Source organism: Actinomycetospora lutea, from assembly GCF_028737205.1.
Taxonomy (GTDB): Bacteria; Actinomycetota; Actinomycetes; order Mycobacteriales; family Pseudonocardiaceae; genus Actinomycetospora; species Actinomycetospora lutea.
Window position 1 is genome coordinate 133,543 of the sequence record NZ_JAQZAL010000005.1, and the last position, 21,652, is coordinate 155,194.

At 74.2% G+C, this 21,652-nt stretch carries 21 protein-coding genes; 8 read left to right on the plus strand and 13 right to left on the minus strand.

Translation table 11 applies throughout. The features are described from left to right. Positions 1–52: 52 nt before the first annotated feature. From PHK61_RS07985 to PHK61_RS08000, 4 genes are read left to right on the plus strand one after another with little or no spacing between them, the layout of a single operon-like run. Complete coding sequence (locus PHK61_RS07985) at positions 53–751, plus strand: class II aldolase/adducin family protein (RefSeq protein WP_274280445.1); 699 nt, start codon at positions 53–55, stop codon at positions 749–751. Continuing rightward, complete coding sequence (locus tag PHK61_RS07990; protein ID WP_274280446.1) at positions 748–2,193, plus strand: aldehyde dehydrogenase family protein; 1,446 nt, start codon at positions 748–750, stop codon at positions 2,191–2,193. The genes PHK61_RS07985 and PHK61_RS07990 overlap by 4 nt, the downstream gene beginning before the upstream one ends. Before the next feature lie 8 nt (positions 2,194–2,201). Then, a complete protein-coding gene (locus PHK61_RS07995; RefSeq protein ID WP_274280447.1) occupies positions 2,202–3,344 on the plus strand; it encodes an LLM class flavin-dependent oxidoreductase in 1,143 nt (380 codons plus the stop codon). Next, the gene (locus tag PHK61_RS08000) at positions 3,341–4,453 is read left to right on the plus strand and encodes a uroporphyrinogen decarboxylase/cobalamine-independent methonine synthase family protein (RefSeq protein WP_274280448.1); all 1,113 of its coding nucleotides are present in this window, start codon (positions 3,341–3,343) and stop codon (positions 4,451–4,453) included. Before PHK61_RS07995 ends, PHK61_RS08000 begins: the two co-directional genes overlap by 4 nt. Here PHK61_RS08000 and PHK61_RS08005 read toward each other — a convergent pair. Then, positions 4,450–5,460 (minus strand): phosphotransferase family protein, encoded by a 1,011-nt coding sequence (locus tag PHK61_RS08005; protein WP_274280449.1) that lies wholly within the window; start codon positions 5,458–5,460, stop codon positions 4,450–4,452. The genes PHK61_RS08000 and PHK61_RS08005 overlap by 4 nt on opposite strands. 34 nt (positions 5,461–5,494) lie before the next feature. Here PHK61_RS08005 and PHK61_RS08010 point away from each other — a divergent pair, with 34 nt between their 5' ends. Both PHK61_RS08010 and PHK61_RS08015 read left to right on the plus strand, forming a co-directional pair. Further along, positions 5,495–6,238 carry an SDR family NAD(P)-dependent oxidoreductase gene (locus PHK61_RS08010; protein WP_274280450.1) on the plus strand — a complete coding sequence of 248 codons (744 nt, stop codon included), beginning with the start codon at positions 5,495–5,497 and terminating at the stop codon, positions 6,236–6,238. Between the two features lie 26 nt (positions 6,239–6,264). Beyond that, the gene (locus tag PHK61_RS08015; RefSeq protein ID WP_274280451.1) at positions 6,265–6,630 is read left to right on the plus strand and encodes a VOC family protein; all 366 of its coding nucleotides are present in this window, start codon (positions 6,265–6,267) and stop codon (positions 6,628–6,630) included. Between the two features lie 4 nt (positions 6,631–6,634). Here the strand turns inward: PHK61_RS08015 and PHK61_RS08020 are convergent, their stop codons facing one another. Further along, positions 6,635–7,690 (minus strand): YihY/virulence factor BrkB family protein, encoded by a 1,056-nt coding sequence (locus PHK61_RS08020; protein WP_274280452.1) that lies wholly within the window; start codon positions 7,688–7,690, stop codon positions 6,635–6,637. A gap of 190 nt (positions 7,691–7,880) precedes the next feature. Here PHK61_RS08020 and PHK61_RS08025 point away from each other — a divergent pair, with 190 nt between their 5' ends. Then, the gene (locus PHK61_RS08025; protein ID WP_274280453.1) at positions 7,881–8,873 is read left to right on the plus strand and encodes a mechanosensitive ion channel family protein; all 993 of its coding nucleotides are present in this window, start codon (positions 7,881–7,883) and stop codon (positions 8,871–8,873) included. A 142-nt stretch (positions 8,874–9,015) separates the two neighbouring features. On the opposite strand, the gene PHK61_RS08030 is transcribed toward PHK61_RS08025, so the two are convergent. From PHK61_RS08030 to PHK61_RS08040, 3 genes are read right to left on the minus strand one after another with little or no spacing between them, the layout of a single operon-like run. Further along, entirely contained in the window at positions 9,016–10,269 is a 1,254-nt protein-coding gene (locus tag PHK61_RS08030; protein WP_274280454.1) for an alpha/beta fold hydrolase, read from the minus strand. Then, positions 10,266–10,511, minus strand: coding sequence for a hypothetical protein (locus PHK61_RS08035; RefSeq protein WP_274280455.1), 246 nt, complete (start codon positions 10,509–10,511; stop codon positions 10,266–10,268). Before PHK61_RS08035 ends, PHK61_RS08030 begins: the two co-directional genes overlap by 4 nt. Beyond that, positions 10,508–11,131, minus strand: a complete 624-nt coding sequence (locus PHK61_RS08040; RefSeq protein ID WP_274280456.1) for a VOC family protein — start codon at positions 11,129–11,131, stop codon at positions 10,508–10,510. Before PHK61_RS08040 ends, PHK61_RS08035 begins: the two co-directional genes overlap by 4 nt. A gap of 191 nt (positions 11,132–11,322) precedes the next feature. Between PHK61_RS08040 and PHK61_RS08045 the strand changes: the two genes are divergently transcribed. Further along, a complete protein-coding gene (locus tag PHK61_RS08045) occupies positions 11,323–12,138 on the plus strand; it encodes an enoyl-CoA hydratase-related protein (RefSeq protein WP_274280457.1) in 816 nt (271 codons plus the stop codon). On the opposite strand, the gene PHK61_RS08050 is transcribed toward PHK61_RS08045, so the two are convergent. The 8 genes from PHK61_RS08050 to PHK61_RS08085 all read right to left on the minus strand — a co-directional run bounded on the left by PHK61_RS08050 (position 12,102) and on the right by PHK61_RS08085 (position 21,651). Next, a complete protein-coding gene (locus tag PHK61_RS08050) occupies positions 12,102–13,307 on the minus strand; it encodes a CaiB/BaiF CoA transferase family protein (protein WP_274280458.1) in 1,206 nt (401 codons plus the stop codon). The two genes, PHK61_RS08045 and PHK61_RS08050, sit on opposite strands and share 37 nt — an antisense overlap. Next, complete coding sequence (locus tag PHK61_RS08055) at positions 13,304–14,605, minus strand: MFS transporter (RefSeq protein ID WP_274280459.1); 1,302 nt, start codon at positions 14,603–14,605, stop codon at positions 13,304–13,306. The genes PHK61_RS08050 and PHK61_RS08055 overlap by 4 nt, the downstream gene beginning before the upstream one ends. Positions 14,606–14,716: 111 nt before the next feature. Continuing rightward, on the minus strand, positions 14,717–15,736 hold the full coding sequence (locus PHK61_RS08060; protein ID WP_274280460.1) for a LysR family transcriptional regulator: 1,020 nt from the start codon (positions 15,734–15,736) through the stop codon (positions 14,717–14,719). A 52-nt stretch (positions 15,737–15,788) separates the two neighbouring features. Next, on the minus strand, positions 15,789–16,520 hold the full coding sequence (locus tag PHK61_RS08065) for a TetR/AcrR family transcriptional regulator (RefSeq protein WP_274280461.1): 732 nt from the start codon (positions 16,518–16,520) through the stop codon (positions 15,789–15,791). Positions 16,521–16,548: 28 nt separating this feature from the next. Then, a complete protein-coding gene (locus PHK61_RS08070) occupies positions 16,549–17,724 on the minus strand; it encodes a cytochrome P450 (protein WP_274280462.1) in 1,176 nt (391 codons plus the stop codon). A gap of 11 nt (positions 17,725–17,735) precedes the next feature. After that, entirely contained in the window at positions 17,736–18,488 is a 753-nt protein-coding gene (locus PHK61_RS08075; RefSeq protein ID WP_274280463.1) for a maleate cis-trans isomerase family protein, read from the minus strand. Next, on the minus strand, positions 18,485–20,080 hold the full coding sequence (locus tag PHK61_RS08080) for a (2,3-dihydroxybenzoyl)adenylate synthase (protein ID WP_274280464.1): 1,596 nt from the start codon (positions 20,078–20,080) through the stop codon (positions 18,485–18,487). Before PHK61_RS08080 ends, PHK61_RS08075 begins: the two co-directional genes overlap by 4 nt. Further along, complete coding sequence (locus PHK61_RS08085) at positions 20,077–21,651, minus strand: FAD-dependent monooxygenase (RefSeq protein ID WP_274280465.1); 1,575 nt, start codon at positions 21,649–21,651, stop codon at positions 20,077–20,079. Before PHK61_RS08085 ends, PHK61_RS08080 begins: the two co-directional genes overlap by 4 nt. Position 21,652: the final 1 nt, after the last annotated feature.

The following is a 21,652-nucleotide window of genomic DNA, read 5'->3' on the forward strand; positions in this document are numbered from 1 at the left end:
GGACTAGATGTCTCCCCAGACGACGTGACCCCGTCGCTCCCGGGAGGGACGCATGAACGAGATCGCGGAGCTGGTGGCGCTGGCGTCACGCGTGCTCGCCGCGAACGGCCACGACGACCTCATCTGGGGCCACGCCTCGGTCCGCGACCCCGACGGGGGCGGCGCCTGGCTCAAGACGGCGGAGTGGGGCCTCGGCGAGGTCACCGCGGAGCGGGTGCACCTGGTCGACGGCACGGGAGCGGTCCGGGACGGGGCGGCCGGACCGGCGAGCCCCCGGCACAGCGAGTACCCCATCCACACCGAGATCCTGGCCGCGCGACCCGACGTCGGCGCGGTCGTGCACACCCACCCGCCGCACGCCGTGGCGCTCGCCGCGACGGGACAGGCGCTGCAGCCCGTCAGCCACACCGCGACGATGTTCGTGCCGCCCGAGGTGCCGCGCTTCACCGACACCGCCGACCTCATCCTCACCAGCGAGCTCGGCAAGCGCGTGGCGGCCGAGCTCGGCGGCCACAACGCCCTGTTCCTGGTCAACCACGGCATCGTCACCGTCGGCCCCGACCTGCCGACGGCCGTCGTCACCGCGGTGATCCTCGAGCGGGCCTGCGCCCAGCAGATCCTCACCCGCAGTGCGGGCGGCTGGCCCACCTGGTCCCCGCCGGAGGAGGCGCTCGCCAAGCGCGAGCACATCTACTCGCCGGCCGCGATCGCCGCGGTGTGGGACCACCTCGTGCGGGAGCTGGAGCGATGAGCGCCGACATGGTGATCGGCGGCAAGCTGCGCCCCGCGTCCGACGGCGGCGTGCTCGACGCGTGGAACCCCGCGACCGGCGCGCGGCTGGACACGATCCCCGACGCCACCACCGAGGACGTCGACGACGCCGTCGCGGCCGCCTCGTCGGCGTTCGCGAGCTGGCGGCGCAGCACGCCGGGCGAGCGCACCGCGCTGCTCACGACGCTCGCGGACGTCGTCACCGCGCACGCCGACGAGCTCGCGCGCCTCGACGCCGACGACAACGGCTCGCTGTACCGCGAGATGCGCCGTGACGTCGACGTGGCCGTCTTCTCCCTCCGCTACTACGCCGGCCTGGTCCTCCAGACCCACGGCGACACGGTGCCGAGCGAGCCGGGGACGCTGACCTACTCGGTGCGCCGGCCGTACGGGGTGGTCGGGCGGCTGATCCCGTTCAACCACCCGCTGATGTTCGCGGCGTCGAAGATCGCGGCCCCGCTCGCCGCCGGCAACACCGTGGTGATCAAGCCGAGCGAGCACACCAGCCTCTCGGCGCTGCGTCTCGGCGAGCTCGTCGCCGACGTCGTCCCGCCGGGTGTGCTCAACGTGGTGACGGGCACCGGCGCGCGCTGCGGCGACGCGCTGGTCGCGCACCCCGACGTGCGGCGCCTCGCGTTCACCGGCTCCACGGCCACCGGGCGCGCGATCCAGCGGCGCGCGGCCGAGGTGGCCATCAAGACGGTGACGCTCGAGCTGGGCGGCAAGAACCCGCTGGTCGTCTTCCCGGACGCCGACCTCGACGTCGCGGTCGCCGCCGCGGTGCGCGGCATGAACTTCACGTGGCAGGGCCAGTCGTGCGGGTCGCTGTCGCGCGTCGTCGTGCACCGCGACGTGCACGACGCGTTCGTCGAGAGGCTGGCCGCGCGGGTCGGCGCCCTGCGACCCGGTCTGCCCGACGACCCCGACGCCGACACCGGCGCGATCGTCAACGCCGGGCAGCTGGACAAGGTGCTGTCGTACGTGCGCCTCGGCCAGGAGGAGGGCGCGCGCCTGTGTACGGGCGGCGAGCGCGTCACCGACGGCGGCCTCGCCGACGGCCTGTTCGTCCGGCCCGCCGTGTTCGCCGACGTCGACCCGGCCTCCCACCTCGCGCAGGAGGAGATCTTCGGCCCGGTGCTGGCGGTGCTCCGGCCCTTCGCCGACGCCGACGAGGCGCTGCGCATCGCCAACGCCACGAGCCTGGGGCTCACCGCCAGCGTCTTCACCCGCGACCTGGGCACCGCCCACCGCTTCGCCGAGGACCTCGAGGCCGGCTACGTCTGGGTGAACGAGGTCGGGCGCCACGTCCCCGGCACGCCGTTCGGCGGGGTCAAGGACAGCGGGATCGGCCGCGAGGAGGACCTCGACGAGCTCTTCTCGTACACGCAGCTCAAGAACGTGCACATCAACTACGGCCGCTGAGGACCCCGATGACCACGACCGAAACGCGCGCCGACCAGCTGCGCGCGGCGAAGCACCCCGTCTACAACGACCGCAAGCTGCACCTCGGCACGTTCTCGACGAACCTGTCCGGCGGGTGCTCGATCTCCACCGTCGACGGCGCGCTCGAGGCGACCTGGGAGAACACCGCGGAGCTCGCGCGGATGGGCGACGAGATGGGGTTCGAGGCGCTCGTGCCCGTCGGGCGCTGGCGCGGCTTCGGCGGCCCGACCAACTTCAACGGCACCGGGTTCGAGTGCTTCACCTGGGCCGCGGGCATCGGGGCCACGACGCGCGACGCGGGCGTGTTCGTCACCTCGCACGTCCCGACCATCCACCCGCTGATGGCGGCGAAGCAGGCCGCGACGGTCGACCACATCACGAACGGCCGCCTCGCGCTCAACATCGTCACCGGCTGGCACACGCCGGAGATCGAGATGTTCGGGGCCGCGCAGCTCGAGCACGACAAGCGCTACGACATGTCGCAGGAGTGGTTCGACGTCGTCCGGCGGCTGTGGACCGCCGAGGAGACCTTCGACTTCGAGGGCGAGTTCTACCGGATCGTCGACGCCCGCATCTCGCCGCTGCCGGTGCAGTCGCCCTACCCCGTGACGATGAACGCCGGCAGCTCGCCGAAGGGCCGGCACTTCGGGGCCCGCAACTGCGACGTCGTCTTCGCGTCCTCCGACATCAAGAACCAGACGCCGGAGGGCATGAAGGACAAGGTCAACCAGTTCCGGGAGCTGGCCCGCACCGAGTACGGGCGCGAGATCCAGGTCTGGATCAACGCCTACGTCGTCCAGGGCGACACCGAGGCCGACGCGCAGGCGTTCCTGCACCACTACGTCGACGAGCTCGGCGACTGGGAGGCCGCGTCGAACCTCGTCACCTCGCTCGGCGTGAACTCGCAGTCCTACGACCTGTCGACCATCGAGGACATGGAGCGCCACTTCATCGCCGGCTGGGCGGGCTACCCGATCATCGGCACCGGCGAGCAGATCGTGGGCGCGCTCGGCGACCTCGTCGCGGCCGGCCTCGACGGCATCCTGCTGTCGTTCCCCCGCTACGTGCAGGACATGCGGCGCTTCCAGCAGGAGGTCCACCCGATGATCGTGCAGGCCGGGCTGCGGTGACCCTGCGCGTCGACAGCGTCGGGAGCCTCCTGCGCCCTCCCGCGCTCTCCGCGACGTTCGCGCGGTGGCGGCGCGGCGAGATCGACACCGGAACGCTCGAGGAGGCGCAGGACGAGGCCGTCCGCGAGGTCGTGCGCGCCCAGGAGAAGGTGGGCCTGCCGGTCGTCGTCGACGGCGAGTACCGGCGCTCGACGTTCATGGACAGCTTCGCCGACGTCGCCGGGTACGCCGACCTCGCCGCCGACCTGTGGGCCGCGCACGCGGCCCGCTCGCTCGACGTCGACGCCCCGGAGCGCGCCGAGGCCCCGTCGGCGTCCAGCGCGACGGTCGCGACCGAGCCACTGCGACTCGTGCACAACCGGCCGCGCGAGGAGTTCGCCTTCGCGCAGGGCTGCACCGACGTGCCGGTGAAGACCACGGTGCTCGGGCCCGACCGCGTGTTCGCGACGTTCGACGCCGAGGGCTCCCGCGCGGTCTACCCCGACCCGTGGGCGTTCCTCGACGACGTCGTCGCGGTCGAGCGCGAGATCGTGGCGGGCCTCGTCGACGCGGGCTGCCGGTACGTGCACATGGACGCGCCGGGCATCACCGCCTACGTCGATCCGCCGTCGCTGGAGCGGATGCGCCGTCGCGGCCTCGACACCGCCGAGGTGCTCACCCGCACCCTCGCCGCCGAGAACGCCGTGGTCCGCGGGTTCCCGGGCACCACGTTCGGCCTGCACGTGTGCCGCGGCAACGAGCAGGGCCACTGGCACCGCGAGGGGCACTACGACGCCGTCGCCGAGCAGGTGTTCGCCGGGCTCGAGCACGACCGGCTCCTGCTGGAGTACGACACCGAGCGCGCCGGGTCGTTCGCGCCGCTGCGCTTCGTGCGGCCGGGGACAACGGTGGTGCTCGGCGTGGTCAGCACGAAGTCGGCGCGGGTGGAGACCGTCGACGAGGTGGTCGCCCGCGTCGAGGAGGCCGCGCGCCACCTGCCCGTCGAGCAGCTGGCGATCAGCCCGCAGTGCGGGTTCGCCTCGACGATCGAGGGCAACGACCTGACCCCCGACGCGCAGTGGCGCAAGTTCGAGGTGCTGCTGGAGGCCGCGGCGCGGATCTGGGGCTAGCCGATCCGCCGGCGGGCCTGGTCGATCAGGCTGCGCGCCGAGGCGTGCATGCGCGACCCGACGTCCTCGGGGGCCTTGCCGGCGCACGCGCGGGCGTGGGTGCCCTCGAGCAGGACGCCGAGCTTGAAGCACGCCATCACCGCGTACCAGGGCACGACGGCCGGGTCGGTGCCGGTGAGCTCGGCGTAGCGGGCGACCAGCTCGTCCTCGCCGGCCAGCCCGTCCACGCGTGCCCAGCCGAGGTCCGTGCCACTCACCGGCCACGTGGCGAGCAGCCAGCCGAGATCGAGCAGCGGGTCGGCGACCGTGGCCATCTCCCAGTCGACGATGGCGGTGACCGCCGCGCCGTCGGGGTCGAACAGCACGTTGGCGAGGTGGTAGTCGCCGTGCGCGAGCGCGGGCGGGCCGGACGCGGGCCGGTGGCGCTCGAGCCAGTCCGCGACGTCGTCGGTGTCGTCGCCGAAGCCCGGGTAGCCCTCGACCTCGCGGTAGCGCGCGAGCTCGTCGCGCCAGCGCGGCACCTGGCGCGCGAGGAACCCCTGCGGGTTGCCGACGTCGCCCAGGCCGACCGCGTCGACGTCCACGGCGTGCAGGGCGGCCAGCGCGTCGACCATCGCCGGGCCCAGCCCGTGCCGCAGCGCCGCGTCGGCCTCCTGCGCCGGCGACACCCCGGTCGCGACGTTGACGCCCGGCACCTCGGCCATCGCGTAGACGACGCGACCCGGCAGCACCCCGTCGGCCGGCGCGGTCGCGAGCAGGCGCGGGTGCGGGACGTCGGTCGACGCGAGCGCCCCGAGCACACGGATCTCGCGCTCGATCGCGGCGTTGCTGCCCCGGCGCAGGTGGCGGGGCCCGCTGCGGACCACGAGGCGCCGGTCCGGGCCGACCGCGCGCAGCATGAGGTTCTGGGTGCCGCCGGCGAGCGGCTCGAAGGTCCAGGGCCCGTCGCCCAGCCCGGCGGAGGCCAGCCACGCGACGACGGCGTCGGTCTCCTCCCGTGCCAGCATGCGTCCATCATCACCGGGAGGGGGATCGCCCCGCATGGGCAGGTTCGAGGACAGGGTCGCCGTCGTCACCGGCGGCAGCCGCGGCATGGGCCGGGCGATGGTGCGCGCGTTCGCCGCCGAGGGCGCGTCGGTCGTGATCGCGAGCCGCAAGATCGACGCGTGCCGGGAGCTGGCTGCCGAGGTCGCCGAGCGGCACGGCGTCGCGACGCTGCCGGTGGCCTGCAACGTCTCGAGCTGGGACGACTGCGACGCCCTGGTCGCCGCCGTCGACGAGCGCTTCGGCCGCGTCGACGTGCTGGTCAACAACGCCGGGCTCTCGCCGCTCTACCCGGCGCTGGACGAGGTGTCCGAGGGGCTGTTCGACAAGGTGCTGGGCGTCAACCTCAAGGGCCCGTTCCGGCTCTCGGCCGCCCTGGGCACGCGGATGGTGGCGGCCGGGGGCGGGGCGATCGTCAACATCAGCTCGATCGCGGCGATCCGCCCGGGGCCCTCGGAGCTGCCCTACGCGGTGGCCAAGGCGGGGTTGAACACGCTCACCGAGGGCCTCGCGCAGGCCTTCGGCCCCACCGTGCGGGTCAACGCCGTGCAGGCGGGCCCGTTCCGCACCGACATCTCGACGGCCTGGACCCCGGACGTCGTCGGCGCGTTCGAGCGCAGCACCGCGCTGGGGCGGATCGGCGAGCCCGAGGAGGTCGTGCCCGCCGTGCTGCACCTCGCCTCGGACGAGGCGTCGTTCACCACGGGCGCGGTGCTCCGGGTGGACGGCGGGATGCCCTGAGCCGGTGTCGTCGCTAGCGTTCCTCCGTGCCGCCCTCCCGCGCCCGTCTGGCCGCCGTCGCGATCGACACCCGTGAGCCGGAGGCGCTGGCCTGGTTCTGGTGCGCCGCGCTGGGCTCGTCGGTGGTGCGCCGCTGGGACGACGCGCACGGGACGTCGTACGTCGAGGTCGGACTCGCCGGCGACGTCGTCCTGCTCTTCCAGCACGTGACCGACCGCAAGGCCGGCAAGAACCGGCTGCACCTCGACATCGCGGCGCCCGGCGACCAGCGTGTCGAGGTCGAGCGGCTCGTCGGCCTCGGCGCCCGCGTGCTCGACGAGGCGCCCGACCACCCGTGGATCGTGCTCGCCGACCCCGAGGACAACGAGTTCTGCGTGCTGCCCGCTCGGTGAGCCCTCACGCGTCGACGGCGTCGTCCGCCTTCGCCGCGCCCCGGGTGCCCATCGGCTGCGGGGCGCCGCGCGTCGTGTCCTGCTCGGTCTGGTACTCCGCCTCCGAGTTGATCTCGGCGCCGAGCAGGACGATGTAGCTGGTCAGGTACAGCCACAGCAGGAACACGACGATGCCGGCGAGCGTGCCGTAGGTCTTGTTGTAGCTGCCGAAGTTGTCGACGTAGAAGCTGAAGGCGATGCTGCCGACGATCCAGAGCAGCGTCGCGAACAGGGAGCCCGGCGTCACCCAGCGGAAGCGGGGCGCGTCGCGGTCGGGCGCGATGCGGTAGGCGACGGCGAGGCCCACGACGACGAGCCCGACCAGCAGCACCCAGCGCACGACCTGCGCGAGGACCCGCCCGGCGGTGCCGAGGGCGTCGAGCAGCAACGGGGCCACGGCGACGAGGGCGACCGCCACGATGACGAAGACGATCGCCCCGAGGGTGAGGGCGAGGGCCAGGGCGCGCAGCTTCACCGCACCGCGCCCCTCGGTCTCGTCGTACGCGATGTTGATCGCCGCCATGAGGTTCTGCGTCCCGCTCGACGCGCTGAACAGCGCCGCGAGCACCGAGATGACGAGGCCGGCCGTCAGGCTCCCGGTGCCCGCACCGACCACCGCCGCGATCTGGTCGGTGACCAGGCTCTGCGCGCTCGCCGGCAGCGCCTCGCTGAGACCCTCGATCGTCGCGGCCACCTGGGCGGGGTCGGCGACGAGCCCGTAGAGCGACACCAGCGCGATGAGCGCCGGGATGATCGCCAGGAAGCCGAAGAACGCCACGCCGCCGGCGAGCATGCTGACGTTGTCGGCGCTGCTCTCCCGGAACCCGCGGCGCACGATCTGCCACCAGCCCCGCGCCGGGACCTCCTGCGGCGAGCGCGCGCGGGCTCCGGGCACGGCCGGAGCGGTGCCCGCCCCCGCGGCCGTCGGCGCGGCACGGCGCCGCGGCGGGTCGTCACCGGGGCCCTGCAGCACCTGGCGGACGACGAGCACGGCGGAGAGCAGTCGGACGACGAGACCCACGGTGGCCCCCCTCGGGTCGCTCGGATCGGTGAGACGGAGCCGCTGGTACCCGATGCGTGGCCGTGCCCATCACCGCGCCGGGTCAGACCTCCCGCACGGCCGGGCGGTAGCCGCCGACCGGGTGACCGTGTGGTTTCCGCGCGCATCGATCGGGCACCACGGCACTCCACGACGGAATGAGGAGAACGGGATGCCTCCTGCACCATCTGGTGGTGGATTCGACATTCTGCAGAGCCTGCAGAATGCTTTCACCACGCTGCTGAACTACGTGCCGAACGTGATCGGCGCGCTGCTCGTCCTGCTCATCGGTTACATCATCGCCCGGCTGCTGCGCGCCGGGATCAGCCGTCTGCTGCGCAAGGTCCGCGTCGACGAGAAGCTCACCCACGGCAAGGGCGGCGAGTACGTCGCGCGCTTCTCCCCGCAGGGCAAGCCGTCGCAGCTGGTCGGCCTCGTCGTCCAGTACGTGCTGATGGTCTTCGTGATCGTCTCCGCGGTCGGGACCCTGAACATCCCCGCGGTCACCGGCTTCGTGAACCTGGTGCTGTCGTACCTGCCCAACGTGCTCGCCGCGCTGCTGATCTTCCTGATCGCCGCCGCGATCGCCGCCGCCGTCGGCGGGCTCGTGCACCGCACCATGGGCGACACCCCCACCGGCCGCGTCGCCCGCACCGCGGCGCCGACGCTGGTCATGGCGATCGCCGTGTTCATGATCCTCAACCAGCTCGGCATCGCCCAGACGATCGTCAACGCGACCTACATCGCGCTCATCGGCGCGGTCGCGCTCGGCTCGGCGCTGGCCTTCGGGCTCGGTGGCCGCGACGCGGCCGCCGACCTCATCAACTCCGGCTACCGCAAGGCCCAGCAGCAGTCCGACCAGGTCCAGCGCGACCTGCAGCAGGGCCGCGAGCGGGCGGAGGCCGAGGCCCGTGCGTACGCGCCCCGCGGTGCCGGCAACGGCCGCGGCGGGGCCCATGAGGCCGGCCCGTACGACGCCACGGTCCAGTACGCCGCGCCGCCGACCGCGGCGACGCCGCCCGAGGGCACCCCGGCCCAGCCGGGCACCGCGGGCGGGGCGACCCGCCCCGGCGACCCCTACGGCGACCCCTACGGCGACCCGCAGCCCGGCATGACCGAGCCGGTGGCGCCGTCGACGCCGCCGGGCGGGGCACCTCGCCGCTGACCTTCCGCACGCCGCACGACCGCCCCGCGACGCCCGCCGTCGCGGGGCGGTCGTGTGTCAGGGGCGGGTGCGCGACCAGGCGGCCGGGCGCACGACGTGGCGGCGCCGGAACGCGCGCGCGAACGTCGTGACGTCGGCGTGCTCACACGGGGGGCGTGGCGAGCTCGTGCCGGTCGGCGAGCCAGGCGGTGATGCGGGCGGCGGCGAGCTCGTTGCCGGTGGGCTCGCCGGGAGCGATGGCGCCACCGAAGTGGGTGCCGCGGACCGCGACGTGGGTGCGGTCCGCGGCGCCCAGCGCGGCGACCATCGCGCGGGTGTTGGACGGGAACGCCGCCTGGTCGCCGGTGAGCTCGACGACCAGCGTCGGCACGGTGACGCCCGGCGCGCAGCGCACGAAGTCGGCGTGCGAGGAGAGCCCCGACCAGGTCGACAGCCACGCCTCGGGCGTCGTGAGACGCCCGAACCCGATCTGGCCGTAGTTGATGAGGTCGGGCCGCGCCCCGAACAGCGAGCCGTAGGGCCGCTCGCTGGGGTCGAGCGAGAGGTCGACGGTGCGCGGGTCGGCGTCGGTGCGGAACACCGTGATGACGCGCGGCGCGAGCGCGCGGCGCCGGTCGGCGGGGTCGCCGGAGACCTGGTGCGCGGCACGGGCCGCCGCGGCGCGCGCGACGTGCTCGCGGGCGACCGCGTCGATGCGCGCGACGCGCTCGCGCTGCGCGGCGCGGTAGCGCTCGAGGAACGCCGGCGCGTACGACGAGCTCGCCGGCGGCTCGGCGAAACCGTTCTCCGCGCGGAAGGGGTCGAGCTCGGGCACCACCGCGAGGGGGTCGGTCTCGTCGGCCACCGAGGGGTCGATGCACCCGAGCAGCAGGCGACCCTGGCCCGGGTGCGGGGCGAGGAACACGACGCCGTCGCCCACGGGCATCGCCGCGGCGGCGAGCCTCGTCGGGCGCCCGGCGGGCGTGGTCGCGAGCCGGTCGCCCGGCGCGAGCGCGGCCTGCTCGAGGTAGAAGGCGTAGAGCGTGCCGCCGCCGGAGTGCCCGAGCGGGACGATCGCCTCGAATCCCCGCTCGCGCAGGAAGACCATGCCCGCGGCGACGTCGAGCAGCGCCTGCTCGTGCACGAGCGTGAGATCGTTGTTGACCGAGCGGGTGTGCTGGGTCCACACCGCCGCCCCGGCGCGCAGGAGGTGCGGCACGAGCGCGTGGTGGGTCACGTCCTGGCGCGGGTGCATGAGGCACACGACCGTGCGGGCGCCCGGCACGGTCGCGAGCACCCCGCGCACCGTGGCGCCGTCGGCTGTCGTCAGCTCGTGGACGCTCGTCACGGTGGCGGCAGGACGCTCGTCGGCGGCGACGTACCGCCCCGCGCCCAGCCCGGCGGTGGGAGCGCTCATGCCGGGTCGACCCGCAGCGCGTCCTTGTCGTGCTGGGTGATGCGGCCGCCGCCGACGCCCGCGACGCACGAGTACCAGACCGCGTGGCGGCACCCCGTCGCGCGGCGGTCGATGACGATCGGGCCCTCCGCGGTGATCTCGAAGTACGGGCCGATCTTGTTGACGGTGACGGTCGCGTCCTCGCCGGCCACCTTCGCCACCGACGTGTTCTCCGGGACGTCGAGCACGTAGAGGGCGGTCATGACCGGGCCGGCTCCCAGTCGGCCGCGCGCTCGACGATCAGCTCCGCCTTGCGCGCGAGCAGCTTGCCGAAGCTCGGGTCGGGCTCGGCCACGACGTCGAGCAGCGCGTCGATCGTGAGGTCGGCGTCGAGGTCCTCCTGCGGCGTCACCGGACGCATCGCGCGGGTGAACTCGACCATGTAGCCGTTGGGGTCGTGCGTGTAGATCGACTCGATCGTCTCGTGCTGGATCTGCATCTCGACGGGCCACTCGGAGTCGTCGAGCCGGCGCCGGTACTCGAGCAGGTCGGCGTCGTCCTCGACGTGGATGGCCAGGTGGCGCGACCGCACGAAGAACTCCGGCACCTCCGGGCCGAAGCCCGCGTAGACGTCGCCGCGCGCGTGGGCGTGCTGGGGCTCGAGACCGAAGTAGTAGAAGAACGCGATCCGGTCGTCGTTGCCGATGTCGAAGAAGAAGTGGATGAAGTCCGGGTGGTCCTCCGGGCCCCACCCAGCGGCGCAGATCGAGTGCACCACCGGGAAGCCGAGGACGTCGCGGTAGAAGCGCACCGTCCCCGCCGGGTCGAACGTCGGGAACGCCGCGTGGTCGACACCGCGGACCTTGTGCTCGAGCTCAGCCATGTCTCGTACCTCCTGGCACGAGGCTACGAGTTCTCTACGCAAGCGTCAATCTTTGGACGTCTACGTCACCGCGCGATGATAGGGCCGGGCTATCACGGGCACGACCTTCCCGTCTTTGACCCGTGCAGCGCCCTTGCCTTGACTGGAGCGGGCCCCGTCCTCGGCGGCCCGTCCCGAGGAAGGAGACCGGCGTGCCCGCGTTCGTCGACCGCACCACGACCGGCGGCACCGTCCGCCTGACCCTGTGCCAGGAGGCCCGCGGGAACCCGGTGTCGGTCGACCTGCTCGAGGACCTCGACCGCCATCTGGAGGAGATCGAGGCCGATCCGTCGGTGCGCGTGGTGGTCCTCACCGGTCGGGGTCGCGCCTTCTCCGTCGGGGCCGATCTCGCAGCTCCCCCCGCGCAGCGGTGGCTGCGACGGGAGACGGTCGCGGGCGACCTGACCCGCCTGCGGCGCGCCACGCGCATCGTCGAGCGCCTCCACCTCCTGCCGCCCGTGACCGTGGCGGCGATCAACGGCGCCGCCGCGGGGGCAGGTCTCGCGCTCGCCCTGGCGTGCGACCTGAGGGTCGCGACGGACCGGGCGGTGGTCAACACCGCCTTCCTCAGCGCCGGGCTGCCCGGCGACTTCGGCGGGATCTGGTTCGCGACCCACATGCTCGGCGCCGCTCGCGCCCGGGAGCTCTTCCTGCTGCCGGGCAAGCTCTCGGCGGTCGCCGCCGCGGACGCCGGGCTCGTCACGCGCGTCGTCGCCGACGAGGGGTTCGACGCGGCGGTCGACGACCTCGCCCGCCGTCTCGCGGTGAACGCCCCGGCCGCGGCGCGGGCGATGAAGCAGAACCTCCAGGCCGCCGCGACGACCACGCTCGGGGACTACCTGCGCCAGGAGAGCGAACGCATGGTCGCCGCCTTCCACGGCGAGGAAGCGCCCGAGGCGGCCCGGGCGTTCCTGGAGCGCCGGACCCCGAGCTACGCCGACGCGGTGGAGGTCACCGACGGGAGGTGAACGACACCCGCGGCGGCGAGCGCGGCCACCTCGTCGGGCGTGCAACCGATCTCGGCGAGGACGTCCGCCGTGTGCTCCCCGAGCGCGGGAGCGTGCCACGTCCGCGTGGGCGGTGCCGCGTCGTCGCGCCACGGGACGCCGACGACCCGGTGGGAACCCGCCGCCGACGACACCTCGGTGAAGATCCCGCCGGCGACGACGTCGGGATTGCGCTCGACCTCGTCGTAGGAGTCGATCGACGCCGCGACGAGCCCCTGACCGACGAGCAGATCGAGAGCATCGTGGCGGGACATCGACCCGAACGCGGCGGAGAGCTCGGCGAGCAGGGCGCCCCGGTGGGTGACGCGATCCGCGTTCGTGGCGAATCGCGGGTCCTCGGCGAGGTCCGGCCGCTCCAGGAGGGCGCACAGCCGCGCGAAGTGGGCCGGGGTGTAGGCCGACACCACGATCGGCCCGTCGGCGGTGTCGACGAGGTCGGCGGCCGGCGCCACGGTCGGCTGGCCGTTGCCCTTGCGGCTCGGCGCCCGTCCGGTGGCGAAGTACTCCCCCCACACCGTGCTCTGCAGGGCGATGGCGACCTCGAGCAGTGACACCTCCACGTGGCGCCCCTCGCCGAAGCGCAGCCGGCCGATGTACGCGGCCAGCACGGCCTCCGCGAGCACGTGCCCGGCCGCGGCGTCGACGACCGGGAAGCCGACACGCTGCGGCGGACCGCCGGACTCGCCGGTGACCCACATGATCCCGCTCTCCGCCTGGGCCGCGATGTCGAAGCCCGGACGGCGCGCGGACGGCCCGTTCCGGCCGAAGCCGGACACCGTGCCGTAGACGATGCCCGGGTGGTCCCGCCGGACCTCCGCCGGCCCGAGGCCGGCCGCGTCGAGGGCCCCGTGGCGCGCGTTCTGCAGGACGATGTCGGCCCGCCCCACGAGCCGCCGCGCGAGGGCGCGACCGTCCGCCGAGCGAAGGTCCACGGCGATCGCCCGCTTGCCGCCGTTGTAGGTCCGCACCATCGCGTCGCCGTAGATCCCGATGTGACGCGCCCCCTCTCCGGTGACCGGTTCGAGCTTGATCACGTCGGCGCCCATCTCCACGAGTGCGCGGCCGGCGGCGGGAGCGGCGATGAACTGTCCGAGGTCGACGACCCGTACCCCGGCGAGCGGGGCGGTCACGCGGCCGCCCGCTCGAGACGAGCGGCGTCGCGGTCGGGATCGATCAGCGGGACCGACAGCAGACCCCCGACGACGATGACCACGCCGCTGATCGCGAAACCGAGCCCGTAGCCCGCCACGGTCGAGCTCGCCCCCGCGACGGCGAAGCCGAGCACGAGCGGGGCGATCACCCCGGCCATGCTGTAGATCGCCACGAGGACGCCGAGCACCGCACCGCGATGGGCCGGGGTGACCAGGTCGGCGACGACGGTGAGGGCGACACCGTAGGACGCCGAGTTCAGCGAGAACGCCAGAACGGTGAGCGCCATCTGGGCGGCGCCGGCCCCGAGGAGCGTCAGCAGGAACATGCACGCGCCGCCGGTGACGACGAAGGCCGCGGACAGCCATCCGCGGGCGATCCGCCTGGGCACCCCACGGGCGACCATCCGGTTCGACAGCATCCCGGCACCGATCGCCGCCACGGCGGCCACCGCGTAGGGCAGGGTCACCAGCCGCCCGGCGTCGGTGGTGTCGTAGCCGAGCCCCTGTTCGAGGTAGAGGGGCAGCCAGGACACCCGCAGCGTCGTCGTCCAGTAGCCCACGAAGGTGAGCAGCCCGACCCCGAGGATCGTCGGGGTGGCCAGCTGACGGCCGACGAGGCGCCAGTCGGTGCGCACGCGGGGACGGTCGGCCAGGCTCGCCTCCTCCGGTGAGGGACGGACGAGGAGGAACCAGGCCGCCACCCACACCGCGCCCAGCACGATCAGCACGCCGAACGCGGCGTGCCAGTTCCACGAGACGATGACCCAGGTGAGGACGGGCGCCGCGACCAGAGGGCCGACCGAGCTCCCGGCACTGATGATCCCCGCCGGGAGCGCTCGCTTCTCGGAGGGGAACCACGAGTGCACGACGTGGGTGGCGAGCGCGTAGGCCGGCCCCTCGGCGAACCCGAGCACGATGCGACACGCGAGGAGGACGCCGAAGGTCACCGGTGTCAGCAACGGCACCATCGTCAACATCCAGAGGACCATCAGCGTCGGCATCAGCCAGCGCATCGAGACCCGGGTGCTCAGCGCGCCGACGATCAGGGCACCGGCGGCGAAGAGCCAGAAGAAGGCGCTCTGCACGAGACCGAAGTCCGCGGGCCCGATGCCGAGGTCGTCCATGATCCGGGTCCCGGCGAAGCCCAGCGCGGACTTGTCGGCGAAGTTCAGGACCATGAAGACGAAGGCGAGCGCGGTCGCCGTCCAGGCCCCGCGGCGGATGCCGGCGGCGGTCCGGCCCGGGGTGGCGACGTCGGCGTCGGTCGGAGGTGGCATGGGGATGCTCCCGCGGATCGAGGCGCACAGGGTGCGCGACCTGCGACGCAGTCAAGGACAGCCGCTCGGCGCGGTCAAAGACCGGTTGACCCGCCTGCTGATCGGCGCTCCCTATCGATCGTCGCGGACGGCCGCGGGCGGGTCCGACGCGAACCCGGACCGCAGGCGGCTCCGCACCGACCGCTCCGTGGACGCTGCCGCCTCGATCAACCCGGCCCCGGCCCGACGTCGACGCTCGACCGCCCGGTTCCACGAGGCGACCCGATCGCGGGTGTGGGTCAGGAACGCGGCGGCCGCCGCGGTGAGGGCCCCCGGCCGGTGGAGCAGCCCCACCTCCCGGCTCAGCGGCGGGTCCAGCGGACGCACCACCGCGTCGTGCTGTCGGGCGTCGAGCGCGAGACGCAACGGGACCACGGCCGCACCCGCTCCGTTGAGCACCATGGGGACCACCGCGCCCCGTTGCGGCACCTCGATCGCGACCGAGGGCTCGACCCCGTGGCGGCGCAGCGCCGATTCCACCCACTCCCGTGTCGTGGCATGGCGCTCCCCCATCACCAGGGGGACGCCGTCGAGGGCCGGCAACGACACCGTCGCGGGGAAGGCGCTCTCCGTGCCGGGCGGGGCGATCAGCACGAAGTGCTGGGTGAGGAGCCGCTCCTGGGCGAGGTGCCCCTCCGGGAGAGGCAGGACGGTCACCCCGATCTCGGCCTCGCCCGTGCGCACCAGGTCGGCCACCTGCGCCGCGTACGCCCGTTCCTCGACGCGGGCCGTCACCCCCCGGTTGACCACCCGGAACTGCGCGACCCAGATCGCAGTCGGATCGGCCGAGAGGTCGGCGAGCGAGGCCACGTCCAGCCGGCCGGCCTCCACGTCGGCGACCTCCCGGACGGCGTCGTACGCCACATCGACGGTCCGCAGCATCTGTCGGGCCGGGCCGATCAGCGCCTCCCCGGCGGGCGAGAGCACGAGCCGGCGCCCGATGCGGTGGAAGAGCTCCGCCCCGACATCGTGTTCGAGCTTGCGGATGGCCTGGCTCAGCGACGGCTGCGCGACGTGCAGGGCGGCGGCCGCACGGTGCACGCCGCCCTCCTCGACCACCGCGAGGAAGTAGCGGAGCTGCCGCAGGTCCACGTGGCGACCGTACGGCCCGCCGCACCCGCACGAGCACCGTCGGGTCGGCAGGTCACTCGTCGGTCGCGTTCGTCGTCAACACGCTCTCCAGGTAGTCCAGGTCCTGGCGCAGCAGCCGCAGGACGGCTGCCGGGTCGTCGGGGCGCGGGCTCTCCGGCCGCCGGTCGGGCGCCTGCGCGACCAGGGAGACGGCCATGTCCGCCATCTGCTCGGCCACCTCGTCCGGCGACTGCGCGCCACCGGGCCGGAACCACCACGCCACCCAGTTGCACATGCCGATGACGGCGAGCGCGGTCGTGCGCACCGGACGCGGGCGGAACTCCCCGCTGCGCACGCCCTGGTCGACCACGCGCGAGAACCCGTCGAGCACCCGACGCTTCGCGGCCTCGTGGGCGACGGCGAGGTCGTCGGGCAGCTCCGACTCCGAGCGGATGACCAGCTGGAACCGGGCGGCGTGCCGGGCCTGCTGCCCGGCGACGAGCAGGACGAGGTCGCGCAGCTTCGACGTGGCGTCGGCGTCGCGGCCCGCGATCTCCTCGGTCGCCGCGGCCGGCCCCTCGGTGATCTCGGTGACCAGGCGCGCGAGCAGCTGGTCCTTGTTCTTGACGTAGTAGTAGAGCGCCGGACGCGTCATGCCCATCGCGTCGGCGATGTCCTGCAGGCTCGTGCCCGCGAAGCCCCGCTCGGCGAAGAGCCGGGTCGCCTGCTCGTAGATCTGGGCCTCGACCAGCTCCCGGCGGGGCTTGCGGGCCGCCGGGAGCTCGTCGGGTTCCGCCGCGCTCATGGGCGGCGACGATACGGGCGTCCCCGCCTCACCAGACGACGTCGACGCGCTGCGGGCCGCAGAACATCGGGCTGGCCACGTCGTCGTAGGTCGCGCCCGGGGCGAGCGCGAGCGTCGGGAGGCGGTCGAGCAGGGCGTCGAGCACCGTCGAGATCTCGATGCGCGACAGCTCCGCACCGAGGCAGAGGTGCACGCCGTGGCCGAACGAGAAGTGCCGCCGGGCGGTCGGCCGGTCGAGGACGAACGCGTCGGCGTCCTCGCCGAAGACCGCCTCGTCCGTGTTCGCCGACTCCAGCCCGATGATGAGGCGCTCGTCGGCGGCGAGCGCCGCGCCCTCGACGTCGGTGTCCGTGGTGACCGTGCGCAGCACCCAGCGGATCGCCGAGCCGTACCGCAGCCCCTCCTCGCGGACCCCGTCGACGAGCGAGCGGTCCGCGAGCAGCCGCTCCCACCGCGACCGGTCGACGAGCAGCTGGTGGAGCGTCGAGCCGATCGTGTACGCGGTGCTCTCCAGCCCGGCGACGAAGAGCTGCCAGGCGTGGAACGCGACCTCCTGCTCGGTGAGCTCGCGCCCGTCGACGCGGCCCAGCGCCAGGCGCGTGACGAGGTCGTCGGGCGGGTTCTCCGTGGCGCGCCGTGACCGGGCCGCCGCGGTGAAGTACTCCTCGAGCCGGCGCCACTCGTCGGTGCCGACGAAGCTCGCCGGCAGGATCGCGGTGATCGCCAGCGACAGCCGGGCCAGCTCGTCGGAGTCCTCCGCCGGCACGCCGACCAGCCGGGCGATCACCCGCGCGGTCAGCGGCAGCGCGACCTGACCGACGAGGTCCGCGGGGCCGCCCGCCGGCAGCGCGTCGATGAGCTCCACGGCGTACTCGCGGACCCAGGGCGCGGCGTCGGTGATGGCCTTGCGCGCGAAGCCGGGCCGCAGCAGCGCGCGCAGGGCGGTGTGCTCGGGCGGGTCGCTCTGGGTGATGAGCGCGGGCGGCGGCTCGGCGCCCTCGTCGCCCTCCAGCACGAAGTTGCCCTGGTTCGAGAAGGTCTCGTGGTCGAGCAGTGCCCGGCCGACCACCTCGTGCCGGCCGGCGAAGCCGAGGCCGGGGGCGACGCGGTGCACGGGGCAGCCGGCGCGGACCTCGGCGAGCTGGGCGCGCACCTCGTCGAGGGGGCCGGGCACGAGGGGATCGAACGACTCGGTGGTGGTCAAGGTGCGGCTCCTCAGAGGCGGGCGGGCGTGGTGGCGCGCAGGAGCGAGCCGGCGTCGGGGAGGTCGGGGGCGAGGCCGAGGCCGGCCAGCAGGCAGAACGCGCCCGCGGTGGCCGCGGACAGGACGGGCACGCCGAGCTCCTGCTCGGCCCGCTCGACCAGCGGCAGCGACGGCATCTGCACGCAGGCGGAGATCACGAGCGCGTCGACTCCGGTGAGGTCGAGCCCGCGCGCGGCGTCCATCACCCGCTCGCCGGGGATGGCGCCCACCTCGGCGTTGTCGGCGACCTCGAGCGCGGTCCAGTCGGCGACCTCGAGCTCCTCGGCCTCGAGGTAGGCCACGACCCGCTCGGCCAACGGGCGCACGTACGGCGTGACCAGCGCGATCCGGCGCGCCCCGAGCGCGGCCAGCGCGTCGACGAGGGCACCCGCGCTGGAGACCAGGTCGGCGGCGACGCCGCGCTCGTGCAGCTGCGCGGCGACCTCCGACTCGACGCGGCGGTGCTCGCCCGGGCCCTGCGCCATGACGGCGACGAGGCACGCGTAGAGCAGGGCGTCGACCCGGGCGTCGGCGAGCTCGTCGACGCACCGGCCGCGCTGGTCGTTCATCGCCGCCAGCTCCTCGGGCGAGACCGTGTGCATGCGCATCCGGCTGCCGTGGAACGAGAACGTCGCGTCCCGGTGGCGCGCGAGCAGGGCGGGGATCTCCGTCTCGACGGTGACGTTGGAGCTCGGGACGATCAGCCCGACGCGGTGGTGGCTCATATCTCGGTCTCCAGACGCGCGGTGATGTCGGCAGTCATCGCCTTCTTGTCGAGCTTCCCGACCTTCGTGCGCGGCAGGGCGTCCACCAGCTCCACGCGCTCCGGCCACTTGAACTTGGCGACGTCCAGCGCGGCCAGGTGCGCACGCAGGTCCTCGAGCGTGACGGCGGTGCCGTCGGTCGCGAGGTAGGCGCAGCCCCGCTCCCCGAGCCGCGGGTCGGGCATCGCGACCAGCGCCGCCTCGACGACGTGCTCGTGGGCGAGCAGGAGGAGCTCGACCTCCTCGGCGTTGATCTTCTCGCCGCCGCGGTTGATGAGGTCCTTGATCCGTCCCTCGATCGACACGGCCCGGTGGCCGTCCAGGACGCGGACGGCCGCGAGGTCGCCGGTGCGGTAGGAGCCGTCGGCGGTGAACGCCTCGGGCCGGTCGACGCCGAAGTAGCCGCGCAGGGTGTACGGGCCGCGGCAGCACAGCTCGCCGACCTCGCCGTCGGCGACCTCCTCCTCGCCGCCCGGCTCGAGGATGCGCACCTCGTCGCGCGGCGAGATCGGCACCCCGACCGTCGTGCGGCGCAGCTCGGCGGAGCTGCCCCGCGGCGTGACGAGGAACAGGCCCTCGGCCATGCCGAACAGCTGCCCGACCCACGCGCCGCCCCGGCCGGTCGCGGCGAACAGCTCCTCCGAGACCTTGGCCCCGGAGAGCAGGACGACGCGCAGGGTCGCCGCGAGCTGGTCGTAGAGCGGGTGCTCCGGGGCGCGGTAGTGGACGTGGCCGAACAGCACCGAGGTGGTGCGCTCGGCGACGAGCAGCGGCAGGGCGGTGTCGAGGTCGTGGTCGGTGAGCACGAGGCACGCGCCCACGGCGTGCGCCCCGTGGACCCCGCAGGTGATGCCGGCATTGTGGATCACCGGGATGAGGTGGCCGACGCGGTCGTCGGAGGTCCAGCCGAGCACCTCGGCGTAGGCGCAGGCGTTGTACCAGTACTCGGCGTGCCGCCGCGGGATCAGCTTCGGGACCCCGGTGGTGCCGCCGGAGAGCTGGAAGACGGCGACGTCGTCGGGGTCGATGCCGCGCTGGATCTCCTCGACGCGCCGGCGGGCCTCGCCGGGATCGAGGTCGGCGACGGGCAGGTCGCCGAGGACCAGGACGTGCCGCATCGTGGGGTGGTCGCGGGCCTGCTCGTGGGCGAAGGCGACGAGGTCGGTGCCGCGCAGCCCCGCCTCGACGAGGTGCGCGCGGGCGCCGACGGCCCGGCTGATCTGCGCGATCTCGTGCCCGCGGTGCGCGGCGAGCGTCGCCACGGGGACCAGGCCCGCCTTGAGCATCGCGTACCAGGCGACGACGGTCTCGAGCCGGTTGGTGACCTGCACGATCACCGGGTCGCCGGGCGCCAGCCCGAGGTCCGCGAGCCCGACGGCGACGCGGTCGGCCCGGGCGTCGAGCTCGGCGTAGCCCAGGCGGCCCTGGGCGGCGACGACGGCGTCGCGGTCCGCGTGGGCGATCGCGACCTCGTGGAGCTCCTCGGCGATCGTGCGCGTGCCCCAGAGGCCCTCGGCGCGGTACTGCGCGACGAGATCCGCGGGATGGGTCATCGCAGCGCCACCAGGTGGGTCCGGTCGGCGGCGAGGCCGTCGGCGAGGAGGTCGCGCAGGTCGTGCGGGCCCGCGACGACGACGAGGGCGGGGGTCCGGCGGCGCAGCCGTTCGGCGACCTCGAGGCGGGTGAGCACGCTGGCGCGGTCGTCGCCGCCGGTCAGCCAGACGGTGCCGGTCACCGCGGCACCCCGGGCGACGGCCTCCTCGACGACCTCCTCGCGCCCCGCCGGCCGGTCGTCGGTGCCGGTGTCGAGCACGGTCGCGCCCAGCGCCGGGGGGTCGTCGGGGACGACGCGGGTGTCGAAGCCCCGCGCCCCGGGCGCTCCGTCCGCGGCCTCGAGGTCCGGCTCCTGACCCGGCGTCGAGGCACGCAGGGACCGCGTGAGCGCCCAGTCCGCCAGCGCGGCGCCCGCCGGAGGCTCCTCCCCCGCCCACTGCCGCAGGGCGGTGCGGACGACGTCGGGGGTGCCGGCCGCGAAGCGGTCGAGCGAGACGTTGCCCGCGCGGCTCATGTAGGCCACGAGGAGCTGCTCGACGGGGAGGTCCAGGCGCTCGGGGAACGTCTCCCACCAACGACGGGACCGCTCGGCAATGTCCTGCAGGCGCCTGACCGCGGGCCGGCGGGCCGCCTCGTAGGCGGTCAGCGCGGGCCCGGGGTCGTCGGCCTCCCCCAGCGCGGTGACCAGCGCGATCGCGTCCTCCATCGCGAGCTTCGTGCCCGAGCCCACCGAGTAGTGCGCGGTGTGGGCGGCGTCCCCGAGCAGGACGGTCCGCCCGTCGTGCCAGCGGGCGCAGCGCACGGTGCGGAACTGCAGCCAGCGTGTCCGGTTCCCGATCAGCCGGTGGCCGTCGAGGTGGCGGGCGAACACGTCGGACAGGTGGTCCAGCGCGACGTCGTCGGAGGCGTCGAACGGCAGCTGCGCCGTCGTGCGGTCGAAGCCGGCCGCCCGCCAGGTCGCCTCGTCGGTCTCGACGAGGAACGTGCTGCGGTCCGGCGCGTACGGGTAGGCGTGCGTGACGAACACGCCGTGCCGGGTGCGTTCGGGCGCGAACAGCGCGTGCGGCAGGGCGACGTCGACGCCGGCCCACAGGTACCAGCCGCTGCCGACCTCGACGTCCTCGCCGAAGTCGCCCGCGCCCCGCGTCGCGCTCCCGACCCCGTCGGCGGCGATCACCAGGTCCGCGTCGAGCTCGTCGGCGGCGCGCCGCGTGCCGAACTCCAGCTTCACCCCGGCGTCCTCGGCGTGGCGCTGCAGCACGGCCAGCAGCTCCGCGCGCCCGACGGCCACCAGGCTGGACACGCTCATCCCGGCCTCGCGGTCGCCGACGCGCATCCGCATGTCGTGCGACCACGCGTTCCTGAGGATGTCGTCGAGCGAGGCGGGGTCGGCCTCGGCGAGCCGGCGCTGGGTGCGCGCGGCGAGCCCGACCCCGAACCCGAACGTCTGGTCCGGCACGCCCTGCTCGTGCACGACGACGTCGCACCCGGGCCGGGCGAGCTTCAGCAGCCGCGCGGCGTACAGGCCTCCGGGCCCGCCGCCGAGCACGGCCACGCGTCTCAGGAGCACG

What these genes read in the sequence shown, in the direction of transcription:
- PHK61_RS08010 (WP_274280450.1), top strand. Translation starts at nt 5,495, where the DNA reads ATGGGCAGGTTCGAGGACAGGGTCGCCGTCGTCACCGGCGGCAGCCGC.
- PHK61_RS08040 (WP_274280456.1), bottom strand. Translation starts at nt 11,131, where the DNA reads ATGGCTGAGCTCGAGCACAAGGTCCGCGGTGTCGACCACGCGGCGTTC.
- PHK61_RS07985 (WP_274280445.1), top strand. Translation starts at nt 53, where the DNA reads ATGAACGAGATCGCGGAGCTGGTGGCGCTGGCGTCACGCGTGCTCGCC.
- PHK61_RS08030 (WP_274280454.1), bottom strand. Translation starts at nt 10,269, where the DNA reads ATGAGCGCTCCCACCGCCGGGCTGGGCGCGGGGCGGTACGTCGCCGCC.
- PHK61_RS07995 (WP_274280447.1), top strand. Translation starts at nt 2,202, where the DNA reads ATGACCACGACCGAAACGCGCGCCGACCAGCTGCGCGCGGCGAAGCAC.
- PHK61_RS08055 (WP_274280459.1), bottom strand. Translation starts at nt 14,605, where the DNA reads ATGCCACCTCCGACCGACGCCGACGTCGCCACCCCGGGCCGGACCGCC.
- PHK61_RS07990 (WP_274280446.1), top strand. Translation starts at nt 748, where the DNA reads ATGAGCGCCGACATGGTGATCGGCGGCAAGCTGCGCCCCGCGTCCGAC.
- PHK61_RS08025 (WP_274280453.1), top strand. Translation starts at nt 7,881, where the DNA reads ATGCCTCCTGCACCATCTGGTGGTGGATTCGACATTCTGCAGAGCCTG.
- PHK61_RS08080 (WP_274280464.1), bottom strand. Translation starts at nt 20,080, where the DNA reads ATGACCCATCCCGCGGATCTCGTCGCGCAGTACCGCGCCGAGGGCCTC.
- PHK61_RS08005 (WP_274280449.1), bottom strand. Translation starts at nt 5,460, where the DNA reads ATGCTGGCACGGGAGGAGACCGACGCCGTCGTCGCGTGGCTGGCCTCC.
- PHK61_RS08075 (WP_274280463.1), bottom strand. Translation starts at nt 18,488, where the DNA reads ATGAGCCACCACCGCGTCGGGCTGATCGTCCCGAGCTCCAACGTCACC.
- PHK61_RS08035 (WP_274280455.1), bottom strand. Translation starts at nt 10,511, where the DNA reads ATGACCGCCCTCTACGTGCTCGACGTCCCGGAGAACACGTCGGTGGCG.
- PHK61_RS08065 (WP_274280461.1), bottom strand. Translation starts at nt 16,520, where the DNA reads ATGAGCGCGGCGGAACCCGACGAGCTCCCGGCGGCCCGCAAGCCCCGC.